Raw genomic sequence first — 21,117 nt, forward strand, 5'->3', positions numbered from 1 at the left:
GGTTGGTATTAAATTAAAACAAACCATTTTAATCAACTTAATATTTTTTTATTTACAAGTGTTTTAGTAGGATTTAACAATCAATTCAAACCATTTTAGTATGGTATTTATTTTAAAATATTAAGTGTTTGTTTTATATAAATTAATTATTTAAATATTCATTTAAAATATATTTAATGTTTATTTTTATTATATTTTGATTAATAATAAAATTAATATCAAATGAGGTTTAATTTATGAGCCTTAATTTTAAAAATCTTAATGGTCGTTTAGTTAAAGAAATCACTATTATTCTAATAATAAAAATAGTGCTTCTCTTAACGATCAAACATATTTGGTTTGATGCTCCCACCATCCCCAAAAATTTTGACAATCAGGTCGCCGAGCATATTGCCGGCGATAACATTTCCCACATTAAGGAGACACGTTGATGATTTCTGAAAGCGTGGTTGATCTTTCGCGGTTTCAATTTGCGATGACCGCAATGTATCACTTTCTTTTCGTCCCTTTAACTCTAGGTTTGGCATTTATCCTTGCCATCATGGAAACCACTTATGTCATTTCCGGTAAAGAAATTTACAAGGATATGACTAAATTTTGGGGAAAATTATTTGGTATTAACTTTGCTTTAGGGGTAACAACTGGCTTAACCATGGAGTTCCAATTTGGAACAAACTGGGCTTATTACTCACACTATGTAGGTGATATTTTCGGTGCGCCATTAGCAATTGAAGGCCTTATGGCATTCTTCCTCGAGTCGACATTTATAGGTCTATTTTTCTTTGGATGGGATCGTTTAAGTAAGGTTCAGCATCTAGGCGTAACATGGTTAGTCGCTCTAGGTTCTAACATGTCAGCGCTCTGGATTTTAGTGGCGAATGGTTGGATGCAAAACCCAGTAGGTGCTGCATTTAACTTTGAAACGATGCGTATGGAATTAGTTGATTTCGGCGCACTTATCTTTAACCCTGTAGCTCAGGTTAAATTCGTCCACACTGTATCTGCGGGTTATGTAACTGGTGCAATTTTTGTACTTGCTATCTCAAGCTACTACTTGCTTAAAAAACGTGATCTACCTTTCGCACGTCGTTCATTTGCAATTGCTGCAATTTTCGGCCTTGCATCTACACTTTCAGTGATTTTGTTAGGTGATGAATCTGGTTATGAGCTAGGTGATGTTCAAAAAACTAAACTCGCTGCGATTGAAGCCGAATGGGATACTCACCCTGCTCCTGCTCCATTTACCTTGTTTGGTGTACCAAACCATGAAGAGATGCGGACAGATTACGCAGTTAAAATTCCATATGCATTAGGTTTAATTGCAACTCGTTCAACAACCAAAGAAGTTACTGGTCTTAAAGATCTCATGCAACAGCATGAAGTTCGTATTCGCAACGGTATGCTTGCCTATGCCGAACTTGAAAAATTACGTGCAGGTGATCGTTCACCAGAGTTATTAGCCTCTTTTGAAAAAAATCAAAAAGATTTAGGTTATGGCCTACTTCTTAAGAAATATGCACCGAATGTAGTTGATGCAAGCGAGCAAAATATTAAAGCTGCTGTAAAAGATACTGTTCCAAATGTTACAGCGCTATTTTTCTCTTTCCGCGCAATGGTTGCCTCTGGTTTCTTAATGCTATTACTCTTCGTTTTAGCGACTTGGGCTGTAGCAAAAAGAAATGCTGAAAATAAACCTTGGCTACTGAAATATGCATTGTTGGCTCTACCGCTTCCTTGGATTGCTGCACAAACTGGCTGGTATGTAGCTGAAGGTGGTCGTCAACCGTGGTCTATTGGTGAAATTCTACCAACTCATCTCTCTACTTCTAGTTTAAGTACTGGTGACGTATGGGGTTCGATTATTGCACTAGCAGCGTTCTACACCGCTCTTTTGATTATTGAAATGTATTTAATGATCAAATTTGCTCGCTTAGGACCAAGCTCTCTACACACTGGCAAATATCATTTTGAAAAGCAAGAACCGAAAGCAGCGGTTAAAGGGGAGGCCTTATCATGATTGAATATGAATTATTGAAAATCATTTGGTGGGTGTTAGTTGGCGTACTTCTGATCGGCTTTGCTCTTACCGATGGCTTTGATATGGGGTCTATGGCTCTCATGCCTTTCGTTGGAAAAACCGATAGCGAACGCCGTGCTGCAATCAATACCATTGCCCCACACTGGGATGGTAATCAGGTTTGGTTTATTACAGCAGGTGGGGCACTATTTGCTGCATGGCCAATGGTTTACTCAGTCGCTTTCTCAGGCATGTACTGGGCACTTTTGTTAGTTCTATTTGCACTTTTCTTAAGACCTGTAGGTTTCGATTATCGCTCTAAACTTGAAAATACCAAATGGCGTAACTCTTGGGACTGGGGTCTGTGCATCGGTGGTGCTGTTCCAGCGCTTGTGTTTGGTGTGGCCTTCGGTAATTTGTTTTTAGGTATTCCTTTTAGTTTAGATAGCACTTTACGCTCTGAATATACAGGCAGCTTTTTTGCCCTTCTTAACCCCTTTGCTTTAGTTTGCGGTGTGGTAAGTCTGTCTATGCTGTGTGCACATGGCGGTGCATGGCTCATGCTCCGTACTGATGAAGCTTTAAAACAGCGCTCTGCCAAAGCCACTCAAATTATGGCAATTATCTTTTTAATTTGTTTCCTTGTAATTGGAGCATGGCTGTATTTTGGGCAAGTTCCAGGTTATAGCTATGCTGTTGCTATAGACCCAAATACTGCGCTTAACCCTTTAGCTAAAGAAGTGATTACCAATAGCAATCCTGGTTGGATGAACAATTACAGTACCTATCCAGTGACTAAAGTTGCCCCTGCTCTTGCCATCTTAGGTGCAATCATTGCAATTTTTGCATCTTCAAAAGTAAAAGCAGGCTTAAGTTTTACTGGTACAAGTTTAATGATTGTAGGAGCAATTTTAACTGCTGGTTTTGCCCTATTCCCATTCCTACTCCCATCTAGTATCAATCCTAATTCTAGCTTGACAATGTGGGATGCTGTCTCAAGTCACCTTACTTTAGGCGTTATGACGGTTGCTGCCTGCATTTTTGTTCCTCTTATTTTGATCTATACCAGTTGGTCTTATTACAAAATGTGGGGAGTCATCACTAACAAACATATCGAGTCAAACTCGCATAGCTTGTATTAAGGAGAAAACTATGTGGTATTTCGCATGGATCCTAGGCATTTTGATGGCATGTTTTGCGGGCGTACTCAGCGCACTTTATATCGAACACCATCAAGATTTAGATGAGGAATAAATGATGGCAAAAGCAATGGCAGCATCAAATCATCGAAAAGCTCAAGCATTTGCAATGGCCCTTTCTTTTCTGTTGGCATTGCCTCTTGCTGCAATTTTGTTGGTTTATCCTTCACTCATGCTAGATGCAAACGGGCACTACAATCATAGCCAGCTTATGCTGGTGATGATTGGTATTTCTGGTGGCTTTATTTACGGAGTGGGTTTCGTACCTAACTTCTGGTTATGGAAATGGCTATTTAGCCCGTGGGTGGCTTGGCCTCTCATGCTTTTAGGCTATTACATCTGGTTCCTAACCTAAATCAAAAAGACCTCATCTGAGGTCTTTTTTCATTTCAACCAATTTAATAGGGACCCTTGGCACCCCTACATTTGCTTCAACCGGATATGGCTGCTTATTACCCGTTTTCATATATCCACGTCTTTCATAATAAGCGATCAATTCAGAACGGACATCTAGCACATACATTAAAGCGCTGGTCAGATGGGGATCTTCTTTCAATGCATATTGCTCTGCATATTCTAAAACAGATCGACCCACTCTCATATTTTGAACTTGAGGATCAGTACAAAATGTTCCAATCTCAACCTGATTATTTTCAAATGTAAGCCCAATACAAGCAATAAGCTTAGAAGCAGAAGTTTCCGCTATCAATAATGTTGAATTCCTAAGTTGTAGTTGTTCTTCTAATTGAAACTCTGTAATACGCTGTCCTTCTACCCAATCAAGTTCTGTTGTCCAACTTCTATCTTGTTGTTCTCGATAGGACTTATTAATTAAAGCTACAAGTTGTGGAATATCAGGAAATTGAGCTGAACGGAAATTTAAATTATTCATAAAATATACTTAGGCTATTTATAAAAATTCTAAAAATAAAGCCGATATTAAATCGGCTTTATTTTAAATAGCAATAAATTAATTTGATTGTTCAGCTAACCACGCCATAAATTTTTGACGCTCAGCTTTAGAAGCTTTTTGCCAAGTTTCTACTAAACGTTGATCATTCGTTTGGGCTACGCCTGTTACAGGCATAGATGTTGGAGCTGGTACAACCACCTGAACAGAAGTAGGTTTAGCAGAGGCATACACTGCCTCAGGTTGCGATTTAGATGATTTAGTCGTAAAGTCAGTGACTTTTCCTAATAAACCCGTTGCAAACCATGGTTTTGCCTCATTGTTTGCACCAGTTTGTTGTACGATTAATTCATTATTTGCGCTGTACAAAGCCACAGTTGGTTGCTCAGCATATTTCTTTGCTTGTTCAAATTGCTTTGGTGCATCTACCATTCTGAGCTTATAAGTTTGCCCATCTTTGAGAGCCGGAGTTTGAATTGTGATTACTCCAGATTTAACAATGTCATGCTCCCCGCTTAAATGTTCAAAGTATTCTTGATAGCGCACACTTAAGCTTGTTTCACCAGCATCGACTTTATAATTATTTTTAGATGAACGAAATAACCCAGAGTTGACTTCCTGACCATTCACCGCAAGGATTACAATTTCCTCTGGTGCTGTAATTGTAACTGCTGAAAATACCGAACCGCTGAGTAATAAACCAATTGCAGCAACACCTAATCTTAAAGTCATCTGTCTCTTTCTCTGTGTTTGATAAGCTATTAAATCATGAGCAATATGCAATATGATTGTGACTATTTTATGACAAAGCATTTATCGACTAATTTCTTGATTTATTATTTTGAAATATGCATTTGAATTTCATAAATTTTCGTTTTATATATTCTTCCTATTCATTCTAAAAATATAAAAAAAGCACCTAAAATAGGTGCTCTTTTTTAACTTCAATTAAATTAATTGAAAGTTTTGAAACGATCAGCATCATTAATAAATGCTTTTTCACCTGCTGGTGCTTCAACCGAACCAAATACTAATTGAGCACGTAATTTCCAAGTTGCAGGAACATCAAATGCTTCAGCTGCGTCTGCATCGACAATTGGGTTATAGTGCTGTAAAGATGCACCTAAACCAAGTTCTGAAAGCGCAGTCCAAGTTGCAAATTGAGCAATTGCACTTGAGTGTTCAGACCATACAGGGAAATTGTCTGCATATAGTTCGAATTGCTCTTGTAAGCTTTTAACAACAGCTTGGTCTTCATAAAATAAAACCGTACCAACACCCGCTACAAAGCTATCAATTTTTGCATTTGTACCAGCAAAAGCTTCTGCAGGAACAATTTTACGCAAAGCTTCACGAACTAAATTCCAGAATTTAGCATGAGATTCACCGTATAGTGTCACTATACGTGAAGATTGTGAGTTAAAAGCTGAAGGACTATGTTTAACTGCTTCACGGATAGTTTCTTCAATTTTTGTGCGATCTAATGCAACGTTTTTACCAATTGCATAAATTGTACGACGGTTTTTAATTTTATCTAAGAAAGTAGACATTTTGTTATTTCCTACCTATTGATTTGACCGAGGGTCGTTGTTTGGGAATGAGTACAGTGTATTAAAGTCATTTTTCATAATCAGCATTAAAAATATGACAGTTCGTTTTATTTTCGCAACAATAATAAAAGATATACATATAAAAAAAGCTTCACGATTTAGTGAAGCTTTTTAGGGTTACCAAGCAATTTACTTATCAGTTTCAAACAGCGCAGCAACAAAAGATTTAGCCGAGAATGGTCTTAAATCATCAATTTTTTCACCTACACCAATAAAACGAATTGGCACATGGGTGCGACTTGCAATATTAAAGAGTACACCACCTTTAGCTGTTCCATCCAACTTGGTAATGGTAATACCCGTTAAACCTACAGCTTGATCAAACTCTTGTACTTGGTTGATCGCGTTTTGACCTGTTCCCGCATCTACTACCAACATAATCTCATGAGGTGCAGTTGCGTCAATTTTTTGCATAACACGTTTAACTTTTTTGAGCTCTTCCATCAAGTTACTCTTATTATGTAAACGCCCTGCCGTATCCGCAATTAATACGTCAATTCCTTTAGCACGAGCACTTTCAAAGGCATCAAAAATAACAGAAGCACTATCAGCTCCATGACCTTGCGCTACTACAGAGATATCGTTACGTTCACCCCAGATCTGCAATTGCTCAGTTGCTGCGGCGCGGAATGTATCACCAGCAGCCAACATCACTTTTTTACCTTCACCTTGTAAACGTTTCGCCAACTTACCAATTGTTGTAGTTTTACCCACTCCATTTACCCCAACCATCAAAATCACATAAGGTGATTTATTAGGGTCAATATGTAATGGCTTAACACGTGGAGCCAACAAAGCAACCAACTCTTCTTGTAACGCTTTATATAAAGAGTGGGAATAGATCAAATCACCACGAGCTGTACGCTCTGTTAAATTGGTAATGATGGTTTTTGTTGCTTCAACACCAATGTCTGCAACCAATAATTGCTCTTCGACTTCTTCAAGTAACTCATCGTCAATTTCCTTTCCGCCAATCAAGATATTGACCATACCATCAGCGAAATTACGACGAGTTTTGGTTAAGCCTTCTTTCATCCGGCCAAAAAAACCAGTTTTTGGTTGTTCAACCGGTGTTTCTGTAGAAGCCACTTCGTCTTTGGCTACTTCAATATTTTCTTGTGATTTAGCAAGAGATTCAACGATGGGAACATCGATAGCAGGTAAATTAGGTAATGTGACATCGTCATCACCGATCTCAGCATCTATCAAGAATTTATTTTGCATATTCGATTGTTGCTCCATGCGGATTCCTTGAAAAGCAGCGCGTTTAAAAAGATAAAGTTTAGCATAAATTCAAAATTTTGCCTGCCACAATAGTGCTCAAAAAGCTTTGGAAACCAAGATTTAGCCTGATTAACCCATTTACTGAGTATCTTCCTGAGCAAGTGCTGGATATTGTCTAATATGAGCACCTTCAAATTGATATGCATGCATTAACTTTAAATACTCTGCTCTATGAATTTCTGATTGAGCTATTAACAGCTCAGCCATATCCTGAGTTTTAGGATAAGTGGCCTGATGAGAGAGTTGTATAATTCGTTGATATTGTTCCGGACTAATAGGCCGAAGTAATGCTAAATATGACAGCACAAAAATACAGCCAATGACAATAACCACAAATAGGTTAAAACATTGATCAACTTTTAACTCAGACTTTAATTTAAGAAAATTTTGTTTGAATATGAGCATGACCTACCTCGAATTAGTGTAGTGTAGGGTTCAATACTCATAAGCACAAGATCAAACATCCAGTAAGGCCAAGAATCGTACCTTACTGGATAATAATACTTAGCTTATTAGTGAACGAATGACGGAAAAGTATAAAATTGCTGCAATAATCACCAAGACTAAAAACATCGCAAAAATACTTAAACCTTCTTCAGCATCGGCTGGATGCAGTTCGTCTTCGTCGGCAATTTTTCTCAGTTCACCGTCATAAACTTGATAAAACCAGTTTTTTTGTGCAGGTTCTAAATGCCGTGCAAAGTCAAATACCCTTTTGCGCTGAGCAAGACAATAATCCCCTAAATGGATCTCTTGATGAAAGATCGCTTCGTCTAATAGCTTACGATGATAATGGGCTAGTTCTATGATTTGTTCCTCTCTAGGTGGAGTATCAAAAACAAAGCCATCGATAGTATTTGTCATATTTTATTCTCCTTGTCTTTTATTCTCATATTGATTTTACTCAAAATTATTTGTGAATAATGTTTAATCATGTATCCTAATAGTGAATTAACTGGTATGCACCAATAGTTGACAAATCCATTAATTTGTAATATTAGTTTAATAATTCTAAGTTAAATTAATTTAAAGGCAGTGGCCTTTAGAAAAAGTAATCATAATTACAATAAGGAGTTTTCTATGATTCAACGTATCTCTCATCATGATTTAGAACATGTGTACGCAACTGCAGTAAACACAATTCACTCTCAAATGAATTTTCAGGATGCAGTTGCACAGTTAGAAGAAGTTGCTCGCGCTGGGCACGGTAAAGCTGCTCTGTTTTTAGCTGAATTGTATTATCAAGGTTTCCGTGTTGAACGTGACTCACTTAAAGCACAATATTGGCAAAAGTTAGCCACAATGCAAGCATAAAGAAACGTCACTTAGGTGGCGTTTTTTATGCCCATAAAAACCCAAATTTATCAATTCATTTAAAAACTTTAGACACTTGAAATAAAGGAACGTGATTTCATAGCTGGAATATTTGTTTACGATTTGATACCTGTTTAAACTGAAATGTCATCTGATTTTTTTATAATAAGCAAGACAAGTTAGAACCTTTAAATTCACAATGAAAAGTTTAAGTAATCTACAACCGGTTTCAAGAGACTTGATGATTAAGATTTATATTTTAAGAACCATGATGTATTGCGGGGTTCTTTGGGGATTATTTCATCAAGGATGGGCAATTAAATCAGATCAGGAAGACTTTATTTTTCCTTTTTGGCTTAATGGTTTGCAGGCACATCGCTACGCAAAAGAGCATTGGCCACATTACAAACCAAGAAGAATTACACCTAAAGATTTCCATGAGTCTTTACTACCAACTTTAACACGACTCAACGTTACTCCTGCTTTGTTTAATTCATCTCATAGAAAATTAAAGTTATCTACTCAGCAAATGCAACATTTCTTTTTCAAACATCCGAATTGGCAAGGAGCGTAAACTTTTCTTTAGGTTCTTAATCTCTATTAGAATGCTTTTTGAACGCTTGAATGTAAAACTTGTATTTGAATGACTATCCAGTCTTTGCATTTTTATAAAATCAAGCTAATTTAAAACAAAATGATAAAACACAGGACAGAAGAAATGACAATCGTTGCACAAGTAATCAAGAACAAAGCAGAGCAAGATATTTTTACAATTTCTCCAGAAGCCACTGTCCTTGAAGCAATTAAGATTATGGCGGATAAAGGAATTGGTGCGCTCGTCGTATCTGAGGGCGAAAAAGTTGTCGGAATTTTATCTGAACGTGACTACACACGAAAAGTAACGCTTATGGAACGTTCATCATATAGCACTACAGTTGCTGAAATTATGACATCTAAAGTACTTACAGTAAGCCTAAACAATACAGTTGAAGAGTGCTTACAGCTTATGACAGATCGTCACTTACGCCACTTACCTGTATTAGACAATGAAAAACTAGTTGGTTTTATCTCTATTGGCGACTTAGTAAAAGCTGCGATGGAAGATCAGAAAAATCTCATTGAACAATTAAAACAGTACATCTCTGGTTAATTATTTCATATAAAAAAATGGGCATTTATATGCCCATTTTTTATTGATGTAAAAACTTAAAGATAGTTATTAATTAAAGCAACTAAACGCTCTAGCAAGTCATCAGCCTGTGCTTGAGTCATGTTAATTGGTGGCAATAAACGCACTACTGAACCAGCTGTAACATTAATAATAAGTTTATGTTGATCTCGAGCTATTGCAACGAGCTCAGCGCAGTCTCTAGGCAATTGAATACCAATCATCATACCAAAGCCACGTACTTGCACATCTTTATGTGCCAATTGCGCACGTAATTGATCAACAATATAACCACCAACAACTGCCGCGTTTTCTACAGCATTCTCTTTTTGGATTGTATCAATTACTGTATAAACCACACGAGAACCTAGCACTGTGCCACCGTAAGTAGAACCGTGACTACCAGGTCCTAATAAGCCAACAGCTTTACCTTGGGTCATTACCGCGCCTACTGGAAAGCCATTACCAAGTCCTTTCGCAGTCGTCAAAACATCAGGCACAATGTTTGTATGCTGATAAGCAAAATACTTACCGGTACGGCCGTTACCTGTTTGAATTTCATCTAGCATCATTAGCCAGTTATGTTGATTACATATGGTGCGGACTTCTTCAAGATAGCTAAAGCCTTGGGGTGCTGTATTAATACCACCCTCACCTTGAATAGGTTCAATCAAAATCGCAACAATATCTGGGTGCTGCAAAGCAGCTTCTTGAATTGCTTCTACATCACCAAATGGCACACGAATAAAATCATTGGTTAAAGGAGCAAAACCATCTTGTACTTTCTTATTACCAGTAGCTGAAAGTGTTGCTAAAGTACGACCATGAAATGATTGCTCTGCCACAATTATCTTTGGTGAACTTATACCTTGTTGAGTACCAAATTTACGAGCAATTTTAATGGCGCCTTCATTTGACTCAGCACCACTGTTTGAAAAGAAGATCTCTTCCATCCCTGAAACTTCAGCAAGCTTCTGAGCAGCAGCCGTTTGCCAAGGAATCTCAAATAAGTTACTTGTATGCACAAGTGTTGCAGCTTGTTCAGCAATTGCTTCTGCGATGACTGGATGCGCATGACCTAAACCACATACAGCAATACCGGTTAAAGCATCTAAATACTCTGTACCATCTTCGGTATATAGATATGCCCCTCGGCCTCGTACAAAACTGATCGCTTGGCGACCATAAGTAGCCATTAAATGTGATGGTTGATCAGGTTGTATTGGAGCTAGGGTAATATCATTCATAACGAACTCTGTCTGTATGAGGTTTTAAGAAGGGTTTATATAAGCAAAAACTGGCTCTGATGAAAAGTCTCATCACTCATTTATCTAAAATTTCGTCCGCTTTTTGCTATCGCTTCGGTTTATACAATAAAATATTGAATATTCAATGCAACTTTAAGTAATCAGGTGGTTTGCAAAGCGATGTAAACACCCCCTATAATGCTGCTAGATTAGTTGAGGATCTCTTTATGACTGAACAAGCACGTGATACTGAAGCGTTAATCCGCGATCAAATTGCGAAGCATCCCGTTTTACTTTACATGAAAGGCACTCCGCAGTTTCCACAATGTGGTTTCTCTGCACGTGCTGTAGAAGCGCTCAGTCAAATTGGTCGTCCATTTGCATATGTAAATATTTTGGAAAACCCTGATATTCGTGCAACATTACCAAAAATTGCGAACTGGCCTACTTTCCCGCAACTTTGGGTAAATGGCGAACTTATTGGCGGTAGCGATATCATGCTTGAAATGTTCCAAAATGGCGAATTAAAACCATTAGTTGAACAATACAGTGCAGCGCCAGAAGCGTAAATAATAAAAAAGCCAATCAATAGATTGGCTTTTTTATACTCTCAATTTTAACGATCACTTACCCCGACATAGCGAAATAAATTTTCCACACCTAAATCAGATTTTAAAATAATTAGATTTTCATATGTTGTTGTCGTGAGAGCTTCAAAAATATTCATATTCGGATCTTCGTGCAACTCATCCACATTTTGATCCATACACTCTTCAAATCGATCAGCAATAAATTCAAACCCCAACAAATCCATAGCAATAAATAAAGTATGTTCACATGGCTGAATATATTGTTCTTGCGCCCAGTCAATTATTGCTTGTTTGCAAAATGGACATTCAATATTCGCAGAAGCATCGTTAAGTTCAATTAATTGATAGTGCATTAGATTTGAAAAGAATAGAAAATTGTAGTGTAAAAGAAATTAATTGAAAGTTCTAGAAAAGGCTAGAACCACTCATCAAAAAACACACAATAAAATTACATTGTAATGACAATATAATTTCAAATTCTCAGCTGAAGAAATATCTTAGTATATGTTTTAATTACAAAAAATTTAGTTTAAAAATTATCGTTGCAAAAATAATAATGTAAAATCATGGTTGTTGCAGAAATAGGATATTTTAATGCTCACTGATCTTGATGATTTTTATTGTTTTGCTCTCGTCGTTGAGCATGGTGGTTTTAGTGCCGCTGAGCGTGTAACGGATATACCAAAATCAAAACTAAGTCGTCGCGTATATAGCCTAGAAGAAAACTTAGGCGTTCGCCTGATTCAACGCAGCTCTCGTCATTTTGCGGTTACAGATATTGGGATGGATATTTATAGACATGCTCAAGTCATGATGAATGCTGCACAGGCTGCTCATGATTTGGTTGATCATTTAAGCATTCAACCTAGAGGTGTGGTAAAGGTTAGTGTTCCTGTTGATATTGCTCAAAATCAACTGCCTAAAATTTTGCCTGCTTTCTTAAAAAAATATCCAGAAATTCGTTTGCAACTTATGGTCAGCAATCGTCGAGTAGATGTCATTAATGAAGGAATTGATATTGCTTTACGTGTTCGCTCAAAACTAGATGATGATCCAAGTTTAGTTCTTAGACAGTTTGCACTTATTGAACAGAGTCTATTTGCAAGTCAAGCATATCTAAATGAATTTGGAGATATAAAAAATCCAGAACAACTTAGTGAGCATCGCATTTTAAGTTTGTCAGAAGAGCATCTTGATCAACAATTCCTTTTGCATGGTCCAGACAATCAGCAAAAGAAAATCAAAGTCAGCCCTATCGTAATGGGTACAAATATCCATATGTTGGCGCAATTAGCGAGTCAAAACTGTGGGATCGCTTTACTACCTGAGAGCGCAGCAGAAGATTTTCTAAAATCTGGACAGCTTGTACAAATTTTACCGGAATGGAAAGCTCCTCACGGTATATTACATGCCGTATATCCATCACGCCGAGGGTTATTACCTGCTGTACGAGTATTTATTGATTATTTGGTAGAACATCTTTCTGAGCATTAAAATGAATTAAAATAAAAAAGTTCGATAATTATCGAACTTTTTTATTTTTAAATTGCAGGATAGTTTCCTACACCTTCAGGCCAAGGTGTTAAGAGTTCAAAGCCAGTGTCAGTTACAGCAACCATATGTTCCCATTGCGCAGATAACGAAAGATCTTGAGTAATAACTGTCCATCCGTCATTTAATTCTTTAACCTGTGGTCTACCCGCATTAATCATCGGTTCAATCGTAAAGACCATACCTTTTTTTAATACTAAGCCTTGGCCACGCTGTCCATAATGTAAAACATTGGGTTGTTCATGATAAACCTTACCAATCCCATGACCACAATACTCTCGAACAATGCTATACCCTTCTCGATGAGCAACTGACTGAATAGCATAACCAATATCGCCTAGTGTAGCTCCTGGCTTAACAGCATGAATCCCAGCAACCATCGCTTCATAAGTTGTATCAACAAGTTTTTTTGCTTGCGGGTTTACATCACCTACAAAATACATGCGGCTCGTATCACCAAAATAGCCATCTTTAATAATCGCGACATCAATATTAATAATATCGCCATCTTTTAAAATCTTATTCGGTGACGGAATTCCATGGCAAACTACTTCATTTACTGATGTACATATTGTTTTAGTAAAACCATGATATCCCACATTCGCAGGAATAACTTTTAAAGTATTTACAATATAGTCATTACACAGGTTATCTAAATATTCAGTAGATACACCCGGTTTAATATATGCCCCTATCATTTCTAAAACTTGTGCAGCCAAGCGTCCAGAAATTCTTAACTTTTCCAGATCTTGTTCAGTTTTTATTGTAACAGTAGAAGCTCTCATTCAGTTTTATCCTCGTAGGCACTGCTTTTACCACGCCTACAAAAATGTAAGTTAATTTAGAATATTCTAGAACGGATATAGGATAGGCTGGAAGCATTAAATGCCCAAATATTCAACATTCATAATAGAAATTCATACTTTTATTTTTGCATAATTTCTTTAAAAAGTCAGAGATAAAAAATGATTTCCTAATTTCTTTCAATGGTTTTTCAAATACATACCTTAACCAGTTGATATTTTTAATATCTATTAAAGTTTTTTATGCTCTGAAAAAAATCTTTTTCACATAAAATACCGCTTGATCATGATCTCTTTTGCTCTAAAATTCCTTCTTTTTTATTAATTTTAATTTATGCAACATCTTCGTACTGGAGATATTATTGCCCTAGGTTTTATGACCTTTGCTCTTTTTATTGGAGCTGGCAATATTATCTTTCCTCCCATTGTCGCTCAACAAGCCGGTGATCATGTATGGCTAGCCGCTATAGGCTTTTTGATTACTGCAGTTGGTCTACCTGTAATTACCATCATGGCACTCTCTCGTATGCAGGGTTCCATTGAAATTATTAGCTCTCCTCTTGGTCGAGTAGCAAGTCTGATTTTAACCGTTGTTTGTTATTTATCAGTAGGCCCTTTATTTGCTACTCCACGTACAGCTACTGTTTCTTATGAAATTGGTTTTTCATCTTATTTTGGAACATCAAGTAGTAGCCTTTTAATTTACAGCGCAATTTATTTTTCATTTGTAACTGTAGTTTCACTTTATCCAAACAAGTTATTAGATACAGTGGGTCATGTGCTTGCTCCGCTAAAAATTATTGCTTTAGCAATTTTAGGCATTGCAGCAGTTATGATTCCAGCGGGTTACGTCCCTGCTCCAATCAACCATTACGTTGAATCTCCAGTTTCGGAAGGTTTCGTAAACGGTTATCTCACTATGGATACTTTAGGCGCATTAGTATTCGGTATCGTAATTATTCAAGCGATTTATTCGCGTGGTGTTACCGATAAAAAATTAGTCACTAAGTATGCGATTATTGCCAGTCTTATTTCTGGTGCAGGTCTTACTTTAGTCTATTTAAGCTTATTCAAATTAGGTGTAGGTAGTCATGAAGTAGCACCAAATGCAGCAAATGGTGCAGTAATTTTACATGCATATGTTCAACATGCTTTTGGCAATATGGGTTCATTATTCTTAACTGGCCTCATTTTCTTAGCATGTATGGTGACAGCGATTGGCTTAACTTGTGCTTGCGGTGAGTATTTTGCTCAGTTAACTAAATTACCTTACAAACTTTTAGTATTCATTTTAGTTGGTTTCTCTTTCATTATTTCTAATCTTGGATTAACCAAACTTATTGCCGTATCAGTACCTGTTTTAAGTGCAATTTATCCACCAGCCATTGTTGTGATTATGCTGAGCTTCTTTTGGAAATTTTGGCACAAACCCTCTTTTATTGTCGGTTCAGTAACAAGTATTGCTTTAATTTTCGGTATTATTGACGGTATTAAAGTTGCTGGTTTTGGTGATTATTTACCTCCATTTCTTCAACATTTACCTTTAAATGAACAAAACTTAGCTTGGTTGATCCCATCTTTAGTTGTTCTAGCAATTACCGTAATTATCGACAAAGTTAAATTTAAAAACATTTAATCTAGTGTCTCTTTTGAAATCGAGTTTTACCCAAACATGATTTTATATATTGAATAAAATGCTGAGTTTACCCAACTGGCATTTTATTTCCACACTACTTTCAATGACAAATCAACTATAGATATAATCAGTTTTTACTGTAAAATTACACTAAAATAATTTTTAGCTTACTAGGAAAGAAGAGCAACAATGAAAAGTAAATATTACCTAACACAAGCAGATGCAGAGTTTTTAATGGAAGAAGCTCAAAAATATGCAATTGAACACAACTTTAAAGTCAGTATCGCTATTGTTGATGAAACAAGTTCTCTATTGTTGATGAAACGTTTAGATGGTGCTTCACCTTTATCCTCACATTTATGCTTAGAAAAAGCAAAATGCTCTTCAATATCAGGTAGACCTTCAAAATTCTATGAAGAACTTCTACAAAGTGGACGCTTAGGTTTTTTAAGTATGCCTAGTGCTCAAGGAATGTTAGAAGGTGGAAAACCGATTATTTATGACGGGCAAATTTTAGGGGCGATTGGCGTTTCTGGTGTTCAATCTTTTGAAGATGCAGAAATTGCTCAACATGCGATTGATACATTTTTAAAAAAACAAAACAGCTAACCTGAAATGATAGAAAAGAGAAATTATTACACTTTTCATTAAAATATTTTCTCTTTTCTAAAACATTAAGTATTTTATACAAAAATATTTAATATTTACTTTTTTAATACCTTAACCTTTTATAAACATAGAGTTTTTTATAAAACTGTTCAAAAAATTTTCTATTCACTATTGAATTGAATTAAAAATAGAAGTACAACATTAAACTTATTCTTGACTAAAACATTCGGTTTTAGCGCAACCACAAGGAGGGATGGAGATGTTATCATTACATTTCAACAAACAAGTCTTCATTAACACTCTGAACAGCAAAGATTCAGTTGTTTATGGAGTAACACCGCTTGCTCTTATGCTGACTTTACTGTTTCAAGGTATGATTAAAGGAAATCTGAAACCCGAATACTTTATGTATGCGATGGTTGTTTCTTTCATATTTTGTGTGTGGGCCTTTGTCGACCATAAGATGCGAAAACTAGCTAAAAGACGTCTTAGTCAACAAAACTCGAATACTTAAAAAATGGATGAGCAATCATCCATTTTTATACATCCAAAAATAAAAAAATTGTTCCGATAACTAAAATGGCTGTAGCTACTAATTCAGTCAAAATTAATCCCACCATCATTAAAGTCATCATCCATGAAGGTAAGCTAAAACGACCTAGCTTGTGAGGACGTTTGAATTGATTTGTTGTGTCCTGTAAATAGCCATGTATGATATAAACCAGAATTGAAAAACTAAAAAATAGAATATTTGCGAACACACACCATAAAGTAATATTTTCATTTAAAACAGTAAAACAACTTAATACAGCTAGAATTAAGCTAGCAGCTGCATATAACAAACTACTTCGATGAGCGATATCCACATAATAATGAGCACGACTTAATTCTGAACGGCGTATTTGCCAATATTTCCATACCCCAGTTAACATTCCTATCCATAAAAATATGCCACTAAACACAATTGCGAGCTGTACAGCTTTTGGTAAATCCATCTTTTTTCCAATTATTTGTTTTATTCAAATTTAATGAGCTATATAACATAAATATTGACTTTATAGTCACATTTTAACCAAGTTTCATTTCGGAACTCGTGTAAATTAAAGATATCAATAAACCAATCACTACGAAATATTATGGATAACACTTTTGAATCATTTTGGATGACCTGTAAAGATGGTTATCAACTTGCTGCACATTTTTATCCAGCTCAATCCCCAAAATCAGCAAATCCCGTATTGATCTGTCCAGCAACAGGTATTACTAAAAACTTCTATCATTCTTTTGCTACATGGTTAAGCGAACAAGGATATGACGTATTAAGCTTTGATTTCCGTGGAATTGGAGGCTCTTTACACGGATCTTTGAAGCAAAATACAGCAAGTATTAATGATTGGGGAGTTCTCGATATTCCTTGCGCAATTGATACGTTATTAGAAAAAACTAAAGCAGAACAAGTTACCCTTCTGGGCCACAGTGCTGGTGGTCAGTTATTAGGAATTGTTCCTAATTTTCATAAAGTAGCAAAAGTTATTGCGGTCGCAGGTTCCACTGGCCATGTAAAAGGTCTTAAAGGTAAAACCAAGTTTTTAGCACCGGTAATGTTCAATGTCATCTTTCCAATTTCTAGTGCTTTTAAAGGTTATGGTGCTACTCAATTTATTGGAATGGGAGAAAACTTACCTAAAAAAGTCGCCCAACAGTGGCGAGAATTTTGCAGCCATTCAGGCTATGTGAAAAATGCTATAGGTAAAACAGTCCATCATGATTTTCATAGTGAAATTATCTGCCCTATTACTTCAATTTGGGCAAGTGACGATGAAATTGCAACCGAGCGTAACGTTGAAGATTTATTAAAACTTTATCCTAATGCACCTACAAAAATGCTAGAGCTAAATCCCATGAAACTTGGGCATAAATCAATTGGGCACATGCTAATGTTTAAAAAATCACATCAAAACTTATGGTCACTCCTAGAACAGGAAATCCAACACTAATCTATTGATCTTTTACTTTTGCCTCTATACCCGTAATCCGGTATAGAGGTTTTTTTTAATATTAATACCCACTTCTTTTATAAAGTTACTTTATTAACCTGATAATTATCATAAGAAATTAAAATATATTAATCACCCATTCCTTTGTATTAAAAACAAGCATTTTTTACGTAAATACGTCGATATAGCTTTAAAGTTCTGCTATCGTTATTTATACGAAGCTGTTGTTTAAAAACGGTTAAACTAACCTATTTTTAATACAAACAGCTTCTTTTTTTCTGTTTAGCTAAACCAAAGAAATTGTTCAAGGATAAGTATGCTAGCACTAGAGCCTCGACATATTCATATGAATCAACATGCTGTTGATAAAAAGCATGCATTACAGTGTCTAGTAGATATATTGGTAAAAGATGGGTTAGTTACACCTGACTACATTACAGGACTCATCAATCGGGAACAACAAAGTGCCACCTATTTAGGTCAAGGCATTGCTATTCCCCACGGTACACCCCAATCTCGCGAATTTATTCTAAAAACAGGTATCCGTTTAGCTCACTTTCCAGAAGGAATTATATGGGATGGTGAAAACAGAATTTATTTAGCTGTTGTTATTGCAGCAAAATCTGATGAACATTTACAAGTTCTACAAATATTAACTCGAGCTTTAATGCATGATGTAAGTGAACAGGTAAAAAATGCTAAACAACCTGAACAAATTATTGAAATCTTACAAGCTCAACCATTATCTTTAACTTTGCATGAAAATTTAATTCAAACTGAAATTGAATCTCAAGATATTGAAGATTTGTTTTGGTCTGCATCTCAGATTCTAAAAAAGCACAATTTCGTAAAGTGCGGTTTTCTAAGTTCACTTGACACTGATCAAGTTATTCAACTACAAGATCAGATCTGGTCTATTTCAAGTAGTAAGTTTGTTCAACAACCAGCGATCAGCATTGTAAAACCTCGCCATGCTCTAGAGCTAAACGGAAAAAAATTAAACACACTAGTGTGTATAGCTGCCAATGAGCAATTAGATAGTCAGAGATTTAATCGACTGATTGATATTCTATTTAATCCAGAGCAAGTTGCGCAATTAGACCAAACACAAGCACCAAATGAAATTGCTAAAATCATTGGTGCAGATGTTATTCCAGATTGGCCTCACCGTTCGGTTGTATTAGCCAATGCCCATGGATTACATGCTCGACCAGCAACTCATTTAGTGAACTTAACTAAAAGTTTTCAAGGTGATATTCAAGTCGCAGTAGATGACGGAAATTTTGTTTCTGCTAAAAGTTTGACACGCCTCTTGGCTTTAGGTTGTAAACGTGGCCAAACTTTACGTTTTATTGCCGAGCCAGAAACGGATGCAGTTGAAGCTTTAGATAAAGTTATTTTGGCAGTGCAACAAGGCTTAGGTGAAGAAGTTGAACCTATACAATCTTCAGACATTAAAATTGAGCAATCTAGTGAAATCCCAAGCCATTCAAAACCACTTAGCTCAAATACAGGAATTGCTGCTTCAAGCGGTTTAGCTTTCGGACCTGTACATGTAATTAAGCCAAAGGTTTACCAATATGAACGTATGGGCTTAAGTGTCAAAATAGAAAAAGAAAAACTTGATATTGCGCTTCATGCTGTTAAAAACAATATTCACCAAGTTATTGCAAAATCTGAAGTGGCTGAGATTAAGCAAATCTTCCAAGCACATTTGGAAATGCTTGATGACCCAGATCTGATTAATGGTGTTTATCAAAAAATTAACTTAAATCTTTCTGCCCCTGCTGCATGGCATGAACATATTGAAGCAGCAGCCAAAGAGCAAGCAGCTTTACCAGACCGATTACTAGCTGAGCGTGCTACAGATTTACGTGATATTGGTGATCGTGTTTTGGCTCAACTCTGCGGTGATATTATCATCGAAGAACCTAAAGAGCCTTATATACTAATCATGTATGACGTAGGACCAAGTGATGTAGCCCGACTTAATAAAGAGCGTGTAGCAGGTATTTTGACAGCTGTAGGTGGTGCAAGCGCTCATAGTGCTATTGTTGCTCGTGCTTTAGGTATCCCTGCAATTGTTGGGGCTGGTGATCAAGTACTAGATATTGAGCAAAAAAGTTCTCTTTTAATTAATGGAGATACTGGAGCTTTTATCTTAAATCCCAATGCTCAACAAATCGAACAAGCAAAACAAGAACGAGAGCTTCAGAAAAAAATTCGTGAAGAAGCTGAACGTCATAGCCAAGAACCTGCAATTACTTTAGATCAACATCAAATCGAAATTGCTGCCAATTTAGGAAAAGTTCAAGCAACAGCCCATGCGGTAGAATGTGGCGCTGAAGCCATTGGCCTACTCAGGACTGAGCTTGTTTTTATGGCGCATAGTAGCGCTCCGAGCGAAGCTACCCAAGAAGCAGATTATCGTATTGTTTTAGATGCTCTAGCGGGCCGACCACTCGTAGTACGTACGCTAGATGTAGGTGGTGACAAACCACTCCCTTACCTTCCAATTGCTGAAGAAGAAAATCCATTTTTAGGTCTAAGAGGTATCCGTTTAACGCTAAGACAGCCAGAGCTGTTGCGTCAACAACTTATTGCTTTGCTTAAAGCTGCAGATGATCGTCCTTTACGAATCATGTTTCCAATGATTGGCCGTGTGGAAGAATGGCGTGCTGCAAAAGCTATTCTTGATGAAGTTAAAGCTGTACATCCATGCACCAACTTACAAGTTGGTATCATGATTGAAGTTCCTTCTGCTGCTTTACTTGCACCTATTCTCGCGAAAGAAGTGGACTTTTTCAGTATCGGAACAAATGATTTAACTCAATATACATTAGCCATTGACCGTGGACACCCTATCCTTTCAGCTGAAGCTGATGGACTACACCCAAGTATTTTGCAATTGATTGATCAAACTGTAAAAGCTGCGCATAAGTATGGCAAATGGGTTGGTATATGCGGTGAACTCGCAGCCGATCCAAAAGCTGTGCCCATTCTAATGGGCTTAGGGGTCGATGAGCTTAGTATGTCACCAAATAGTATTCCTTTGGTTAAAGCCCAAATTCGTACACTTAACTACAGCCAAGCTCAAGTGCTTGCTAAGCGTGCACTTGAATGTGATAGCGCTACTGCTGTACGTCAGTTATCCGAACAAGAAATGTAAAGATTAGGAATAG

The 21,117-nt window shown here is 36.6% G+C and carries 25 protein-coding genes; 15 read left to right on the forward strand and 10 right to left on the reverse strand.

Annotated elements, in window-relative coordinates:
• The first annotated feature begins 236 nt into the window (after positions 1–236).
• The 5 genes from cydP to J690_RS13310 are packed head-to-tail and all read left to right on the forward strand — an operon-like array spanning position 237 to position 3,571.
• The gene (gene cydP / locus J690_RS13295) at positions 237–431 is read left to right on the forward strand and encodes a cytochrome oxidase putative small subunit CydP (protein ID WP_005073962.1); all 195 of its coding nucleotides are present in this window, start codon (positions 237–239) and stop codon (positions 429–431) included.
• A complete protein-coding gene (locus J690_RS13300; protein ID WP_032036352.1) occupies positions 431–2,017 on the forward strand; it encodes a cytochrome ubiquinol oxidase subunit I in 1,587 nt (528 codons plus the stop codon). The genes cydP and J690_RS13300 overlap by 1 nt, the downstream gene beginning before the upstream one ends.
• Positions 2,014–3,159, forward strand: coding sequence for a cytochrome d ubiquinol oxidase subunit II (gene cydB / locus J690_RS13305; RefSeq protein WP_032036354.1), 1,146 nt, complete (start codon positions 2,014–2,016; stop codon positions 3,157–3,159). Before J690_RS13300 ends, cydB begins: the two co-directional genes overlap by 4 nt.
• Before the next feature lie 10 nt (positions 3,160–3,169).
• Complete coding sequence (gene cydX, locus J690_RS0104400; RefSeq protein ID WP_002120988.1) at positions 3,170–3,271, forward strand: cytochrome bd-I oxidase subunit CydX; 102 nt, start codon at positions 3,170–3,172, stop codon at positions 3,269–3,271.
• Complete coding sequence (locus tag J690_RS13310) at positions 3,272–3,571, forward strand: cyd operon YbgE family protein (protein WP_081037740.1); 300 nt, start codon at positions 3,272–3,274, stop codon at positions 3,569–3,571.
• A 12-nt stretch (positions 3,572–3,583) separates the two neighbouring features.
• On the opposite strand, the gene J690_RS13315 is transcribed toward J690_RS13310, so the two are convergent.
• The 6 genes from J690_RS13315 to J690_RS13340 form a co-directional block, all read right to left on the reverse strand.
• Positions 3,584–4,108 (reverse strand): GNAT family N-acetyltransferase, encoded by a 525-nt coding sequence (locus tag J690_RS13315; protein ID WP_032036357.1) that lies wholly within the window; start codon positions 4,106–4,108, stop codon positions 3,584–3,586.
• A 78-nt stretch (positions 4,109–4,186) separates the two neighbouring features.
• Positions 4,187–4,858 carry a YccT family protein gene (locus J690_RS13320; protein ID WP_032036359.1) on the reverse strand — a complete coding sequence of 224 codons (672 nt, stop codon included), beginning with the start codon at positions 4,856–4,858 and terminating at the stop codon, positions 4,187–4,189.
• 221 nt (positions 4,859–5,079) lie between these two features.
• Positions 5,080–5,676: a nitroreductase family protein gene (locus tag J690_RS13325; protein ID WP_032036360.1), complete on the reverse strand. Its 597-nt coding sequence runs from the start codon at positions 5,674–5,676 to the stop codon at positions 5,080–5,082.
• A gap of 189 nt (positions 5,677–5,865) precedes the next feature.
• Positions 5,866–6,978: a signal recognition particle-docking protein FtsY gene (gene ftsY / locus J690_RS13330; RefSeq protein ID WP_032036361.1), complete on the reverse strand. Its 1,113-nt coding sequence runs from the start codon at positions 6,976–6,978 to the stop codon at positions 5,866–5,868.
• Positions 6,979–7,098: 120 nt separating this feature from the next.
• Positions 7,099–7,425: a hypothetical protein gene (locus J690_RS13335; protein WP_002120920.1), complete on the reverse strand. Its 327-nt coding sequence runs from the start codon at positions 7,423–7,425 to the stop codon at positions 7,099–7,101.
• 99 nt (positions 7,426–7,524) lie between these two features.
• Positions 7,525–7,884, reverse strand: coding sequence for a hypothetical protein (locus J690_RS13340; protein WP_002120892.1), 360 nt, complete (start codon positions 7,882–7,884; stop codon positions 7,525–7,527).
• Positions 7,885–8,100: 216 nt separating this feature from the next.
• Between J690_RS13340 and J690_RS13345 the strand changes: the two genes are divergently transcribed.
• The 3 genes from J690_RS13345 (at position 8,101) to J690_RS13355 (ending at position 9,484) form a co-directional block, all read left to right on the forward strand.
• A complete protein-coding gene (locus J690_RS13345) occupies positions 8,101–8,334 on the forward strand; it encodes an SEL1-like repeat protein (RefSeq protein WP_002121063.1) in 234 nt (77 codons plus the stop codon).
• Between the two features lie 199 nt (positions 8,335–8,533).
• Entirely contained in the window at positions 8,534–8,908 is a 375-nt protein-coding gene (locus J690_RS13350) for a DUF2750 domain-containing protein (RefSeq protein ID WP_005802084.1), read from the forward strand.
• Between the two features lie 144 nt (positions 8,909–9,052).
• On the forward strand, positions 9,053–9,484 hold the full coding sequence (locus tag J690_RS13355; protein ID WP_032036362.1) for a CBS domain-containing protein: 432 nt from the start codon (positions 9,053–9,055) through the stop codon (positions 9,482–9,484).
• A gap of 56 nt (positions 9,485–9,540) precedes the next feature.
• Here the strand turns inward: J690_RS13355 and J690_RS13360 are convergent, their stop codons facing one another.
• The gene (locus J690_RS13360; RefSeq protein ID WP_032036363.1) at positions 9,541–10,749 is read right to left on the reverse strand and encodes an aspartate aminotransferase family protein; all 1,209 of its coding nucleotides are present in this window, start codon (positions 10,747–10,749) and stop codon (positions 9,541–9,543) included.
• A 227-nt stretch (positions 10,750–10,976) separates the two neighbouring features.
• On the opposite strand from J690_RS13360, the gene grxD reads away from it, so the two are divergent.
• Positions 10,977–11,318, forward strand: a complete 342-nt coding sequence (grxD, locus tag J690_RS13365; protein WP_002120913.1) for a Grx4 family monothiol glutaredoxin — start codon at positions 10,977–10,979, stop codon at positions 11,316–11,318.
• A gap of 47 nt (positions 11,319–11,365) precedes the next feature.
• Here the strand turns inward: grxD and J690_RS13370 are convergent, their stop codons facing one another.
• Positions 11,366–11,692: a hypothetical protein gene (locus J690_RS13370; RefSeq protein ID WP_032036364.1), complete on the reverse strand. Its 327-nt coding sequence runs from the start codon at positions 11,690–11,692 to the stop codon at positions 11,366–11,368.
• 241 nt (positions 11,693–11,933) lie between these two features.
• On the opposite strand from J690_RS13370, the gene J690_RS13375 reads away from it, so the two are divergent.
• A complete protein-coding gene (locus J690_RS13375; RefSeq protein ID WP_002120927.1) occupies positions 11,934–12,833 on the forward strand; it encodes a LysR family transcriptional regulator in 900 nt (299 codons plus the stop codon).
• A gap of 47 nt (positions 12,834–12,880) precedes the next feature.
• On the opposite strand, the gene map is transcribed toward J690_RS13375, so the two are convergent.
• On the reverse strand, positions 12,881–13,675 hold the full coding sequence (gene map, locus J690_RS13380) for a type I methionyl aminopeptidase (protein WP_017400356.1): 795 nt from the start codon (positions 13,673–13,675) through the stop codon (positions 12,881–12,883).
• A 352-nt stretch (positions 13,676–14,027) separates the two neighbouring features.
• Here map and brnQ point away from each other — a divergent pair, with 352 nt between their 5' ends.
• From brnQ to J690_RS0104405, 3 genes are all read left to right on the forward strand, one after another.
• Complete coding sequence (gene brnQ / locus J690_RS13385; protein ID WP_032036367.1) at positions 14,028–15,329, forward strand: branched-chain amino acid transport system II carrier protein; 1,302 nt, start codon at positions 14,028–14,030, stop codon at positions 15,327–15,329.
• A gap of 189 nt (positions 15,330–15,518) precedes the next feature.
• Positions 15,519–15,938 (forward strand): GlcG/HbpS family heme-binding protein, encoded by a 420-nt coding sequence (locus J690_RS13390; protein ID WP_014206963.1) that lies wholly within the window; start codon positions 15,519–15,521, stop codon positions 15,936–15,938.
• A 259-nt stretch (positions 15,939–16,197) separates the two neighbouring features.
• Complete coding sequence (locus J690_RS0104405; RefSeq protein WP_005068965.1) at positions 16,198–16,452, forward strand: hypothetical protein; 255 nt, start codon at positions 16,198–16,200, stop codon at positions 16,450–16,452.
• Between the two features lie 25 nt (positions 16,453–16,477).
• On the opposite strand, the gene J690_RS13395 is transcribed toward J690_RS0104405, so the two are convergent.
• Entirely contained in the window at positions 16,478–16,933 is a 456-nt protein-coding gene (locus tag J690_RS13395) for a hypothetical protein (RefSeq protein WP_032036368.1), read from the reverse strand.
• Between the two features lie 141 nt (positions 16,934–17,074).
• On the opposite strand from J690_RS13395, the gene J690_RS13400 reads away from it, so the two are divergent.
• Together J690_RS13400 and ptsP are read left to right on the forward strand one after the other, a co-directional pair.
• Entirely contained in the window at positions 17,075–17,935 is an 861-nt protein-coding gene (locus tag J690_RS13400) for an alpha/beta hydrolase family protein (protein ID WP_032036369.1), read from the forward strand.
• Positions 17,936–18,251: 316 nt separating this feature from the next.
• Positions 18,252–21,104 carry a phosphoenolpyruvate--protein phosphotransferase gene (ptsP, locus tag J690_RS13405; protein WP_032036371.1) on the forward strand — a complete coding sequence of 951 codons (2,853 nt, stop codon included), beginning with the start codon at positions 18,252–18,254 and terminating at the stop codon, positions 21,102–21,104.
• The last annotated feature ends 13 nt before the right edge of the window (positions 21,105–21,117 follow it).

The organism is Acinetobacter sp. 742879, from assembly GCF_000588535.1.
GTDB lineage: Bacteria > Pseudomonadota > Gammaproteobacteria > Pseudomonadales > Moraxellaceae > Acinetobacter > Acinetobacter pittii.

Excerpts from the sequence above, each read along its gene's own strand:
- cydP (WP_005073962.1), top strand. The coding sequence starts at position 237 with ATGAGCCTTAATTTTAAAAATCTTAATGGTCGTTTAGTTAAAGAAATC.
- J690_RS13300 (WP_032036352.1), top strand. The coding sequence starts at position 431 with ATGATTTCTGAAAGCGTGGTTGATCTTTCGCGGTTTCAATTTGCGATG.
- cydB (WP_032036354.1), top strand. The coding sequence starts at position 2,014 with ATGATTGAATATGAATTATTGAAAATCATTTGGTGGGTGTTAGTTGGC.
- cydX (WP_002120988.1), top strand. The coding sequence starts at position 3,170 with ATGTGGTATTTCGCATGGATCCTAGGCATTTTGATGGCATGTTTTGCG.
- J690_RS13310 (WP_081037740.1), top strand. The coding sequence starts at position 3,272 with ATGATGGCAAAAGCAATGGCAGCATCAAATCATCGAAAAGCTCAAGCA.
- J690_RS13315 (WP_032036357.1), bottom strand. The coding sequence starts at position 4,108 with ATGAATAATTTAAATTTCCGTTCAGCTCAATTTCCTGATATTCCACAA.
- J690_RS13320 (WP_032036359.1), bottom strand. The coding sequence starts at position 4,858 with ATGACTTTAAGATTAGGTGTTGCTGCAATTGGTTTATTACTCAGCGGT.
- J690_RS13325 (WP_032036360.1), bottom strand. The coding sequence starts at position 5,676 with ATGTCTACTTTCTTAGATAAAATTAAAAACCGTCGTACAATTTATGCA.
- ftsY (WP_032036361.1), bottom strand. The coding sequence starts at position 6,978 with ATGGAGCAACAATCGAATATGCAAAATAAATTCTTGATAGATGCTGAG.
- J690_RS13335 (WP_002120920.1), bottom strand. The coding sequence starts at position 7,425 with ATGCTCATATTCAAACAAAATTTTCTTAAATTAAAGTCTGAGTTAAAA.
- J690_RS13340 (WP_002120892.1), bottom strand. The coding sequence starts at position 7,884 with ATGACAAATACTATCGATGGCTTTGTTTTTGATACTCCACCTAGAGAG.
- J690_RS13345 (WP_002121063.1), top strand. The coding sequence starts at position 8,101 with ATGATTCAACGTATCTCTCATCATGATTTAGAACATGTGTACGCAACT.
- J690_RS13350 (WP_005802084.1), top strand. The coding sequence starts at position 8,534 with ATGAAAAGTTTAAGTAATCTACAACCGGTTTCAAGAGACTTGATGATT.
- J690_RS13355 (WP_032036362.1), top strand. The coding sequence starts at position 9,053 with ATGACAATCGTTGCACAAGTAATCAAGAACAAAGCAGAGCAAGATATT.
- J690_RS13360 (WP_032036363.1), bottom strand. The coding sequence starts at position 10,749 with ATGAATGATATTACCCTAGCTCCAATACAACCTGATCAACCATCACAT.
- grxD (WP_002120913.1), top strand. The coding sequence starts at position 10,977 with ATGACTGAACAAGCACGTGATACTGAAGCGTTAATCCGCGATCAAATT.
- J690_RS13370 (WP_032036364.1), bottom strand. The coding sequence starts at position 11,692 with ATGCACTATCAATTAATTGAACTTAACGATGCTTCTGCGAATATTGAA.
- J690_RS13375 (WP_002120927.1), top strand. The coding sequence starts at position 11,934 with ATGCTCACTGATCTTGATGATTTTTATTGTTTTGCTCTCGTCGTTGAG.
- map (WP_017400356.1), bottom strand. The coding sequence starts at position 13,675 with ATGAGAGCTTCTACTGTTACAATAAAAACTGAACAAGATCTGGAAAAG.
- brnQ (WP_032036367.1), top strand. The coding sequence starts at position 14,028 with ATGCAACATCTTCGTACTGGAGATATTATTGCCCTAGGTTTTATGACC.
- J690_RS13390 (WP_014206963.1), top strand. The coding sequence starts at position 15,519 with ATGAAAAGTAAATATTACCTAACACAAGCAGATGCAGAGTTTTTAATG.
- J690_RS0104405 (WP_005068965.1), top strand. The coding sequence starts at position 16,198 with ATGTTATCATTACATTTCAACAAACAAGTCTTCATTAACACTCTGAAC.
- J690_RS13395 (WP_032036368.1), bottom strand. The coding sequence starts at position 16,933 with ATGGATTTACCAAAAGCTGTACAGCTCGCAATTGTGTTTAGTGGCATA.
- J690_RS13400 (WP_032036369.1), top strand. The coding sequence starts at position 17,075 with ATGGATAACACTTTTGAATCATTTTGGATGACCTGTAAAGATGGTTAT.
- ptsP (WP_032036371.1), top strand. The coding sequence starts at position 18,252 with ATGCTAGCACTAGAGCCTCGACATATTCATATGAATCAACATGCTGTT.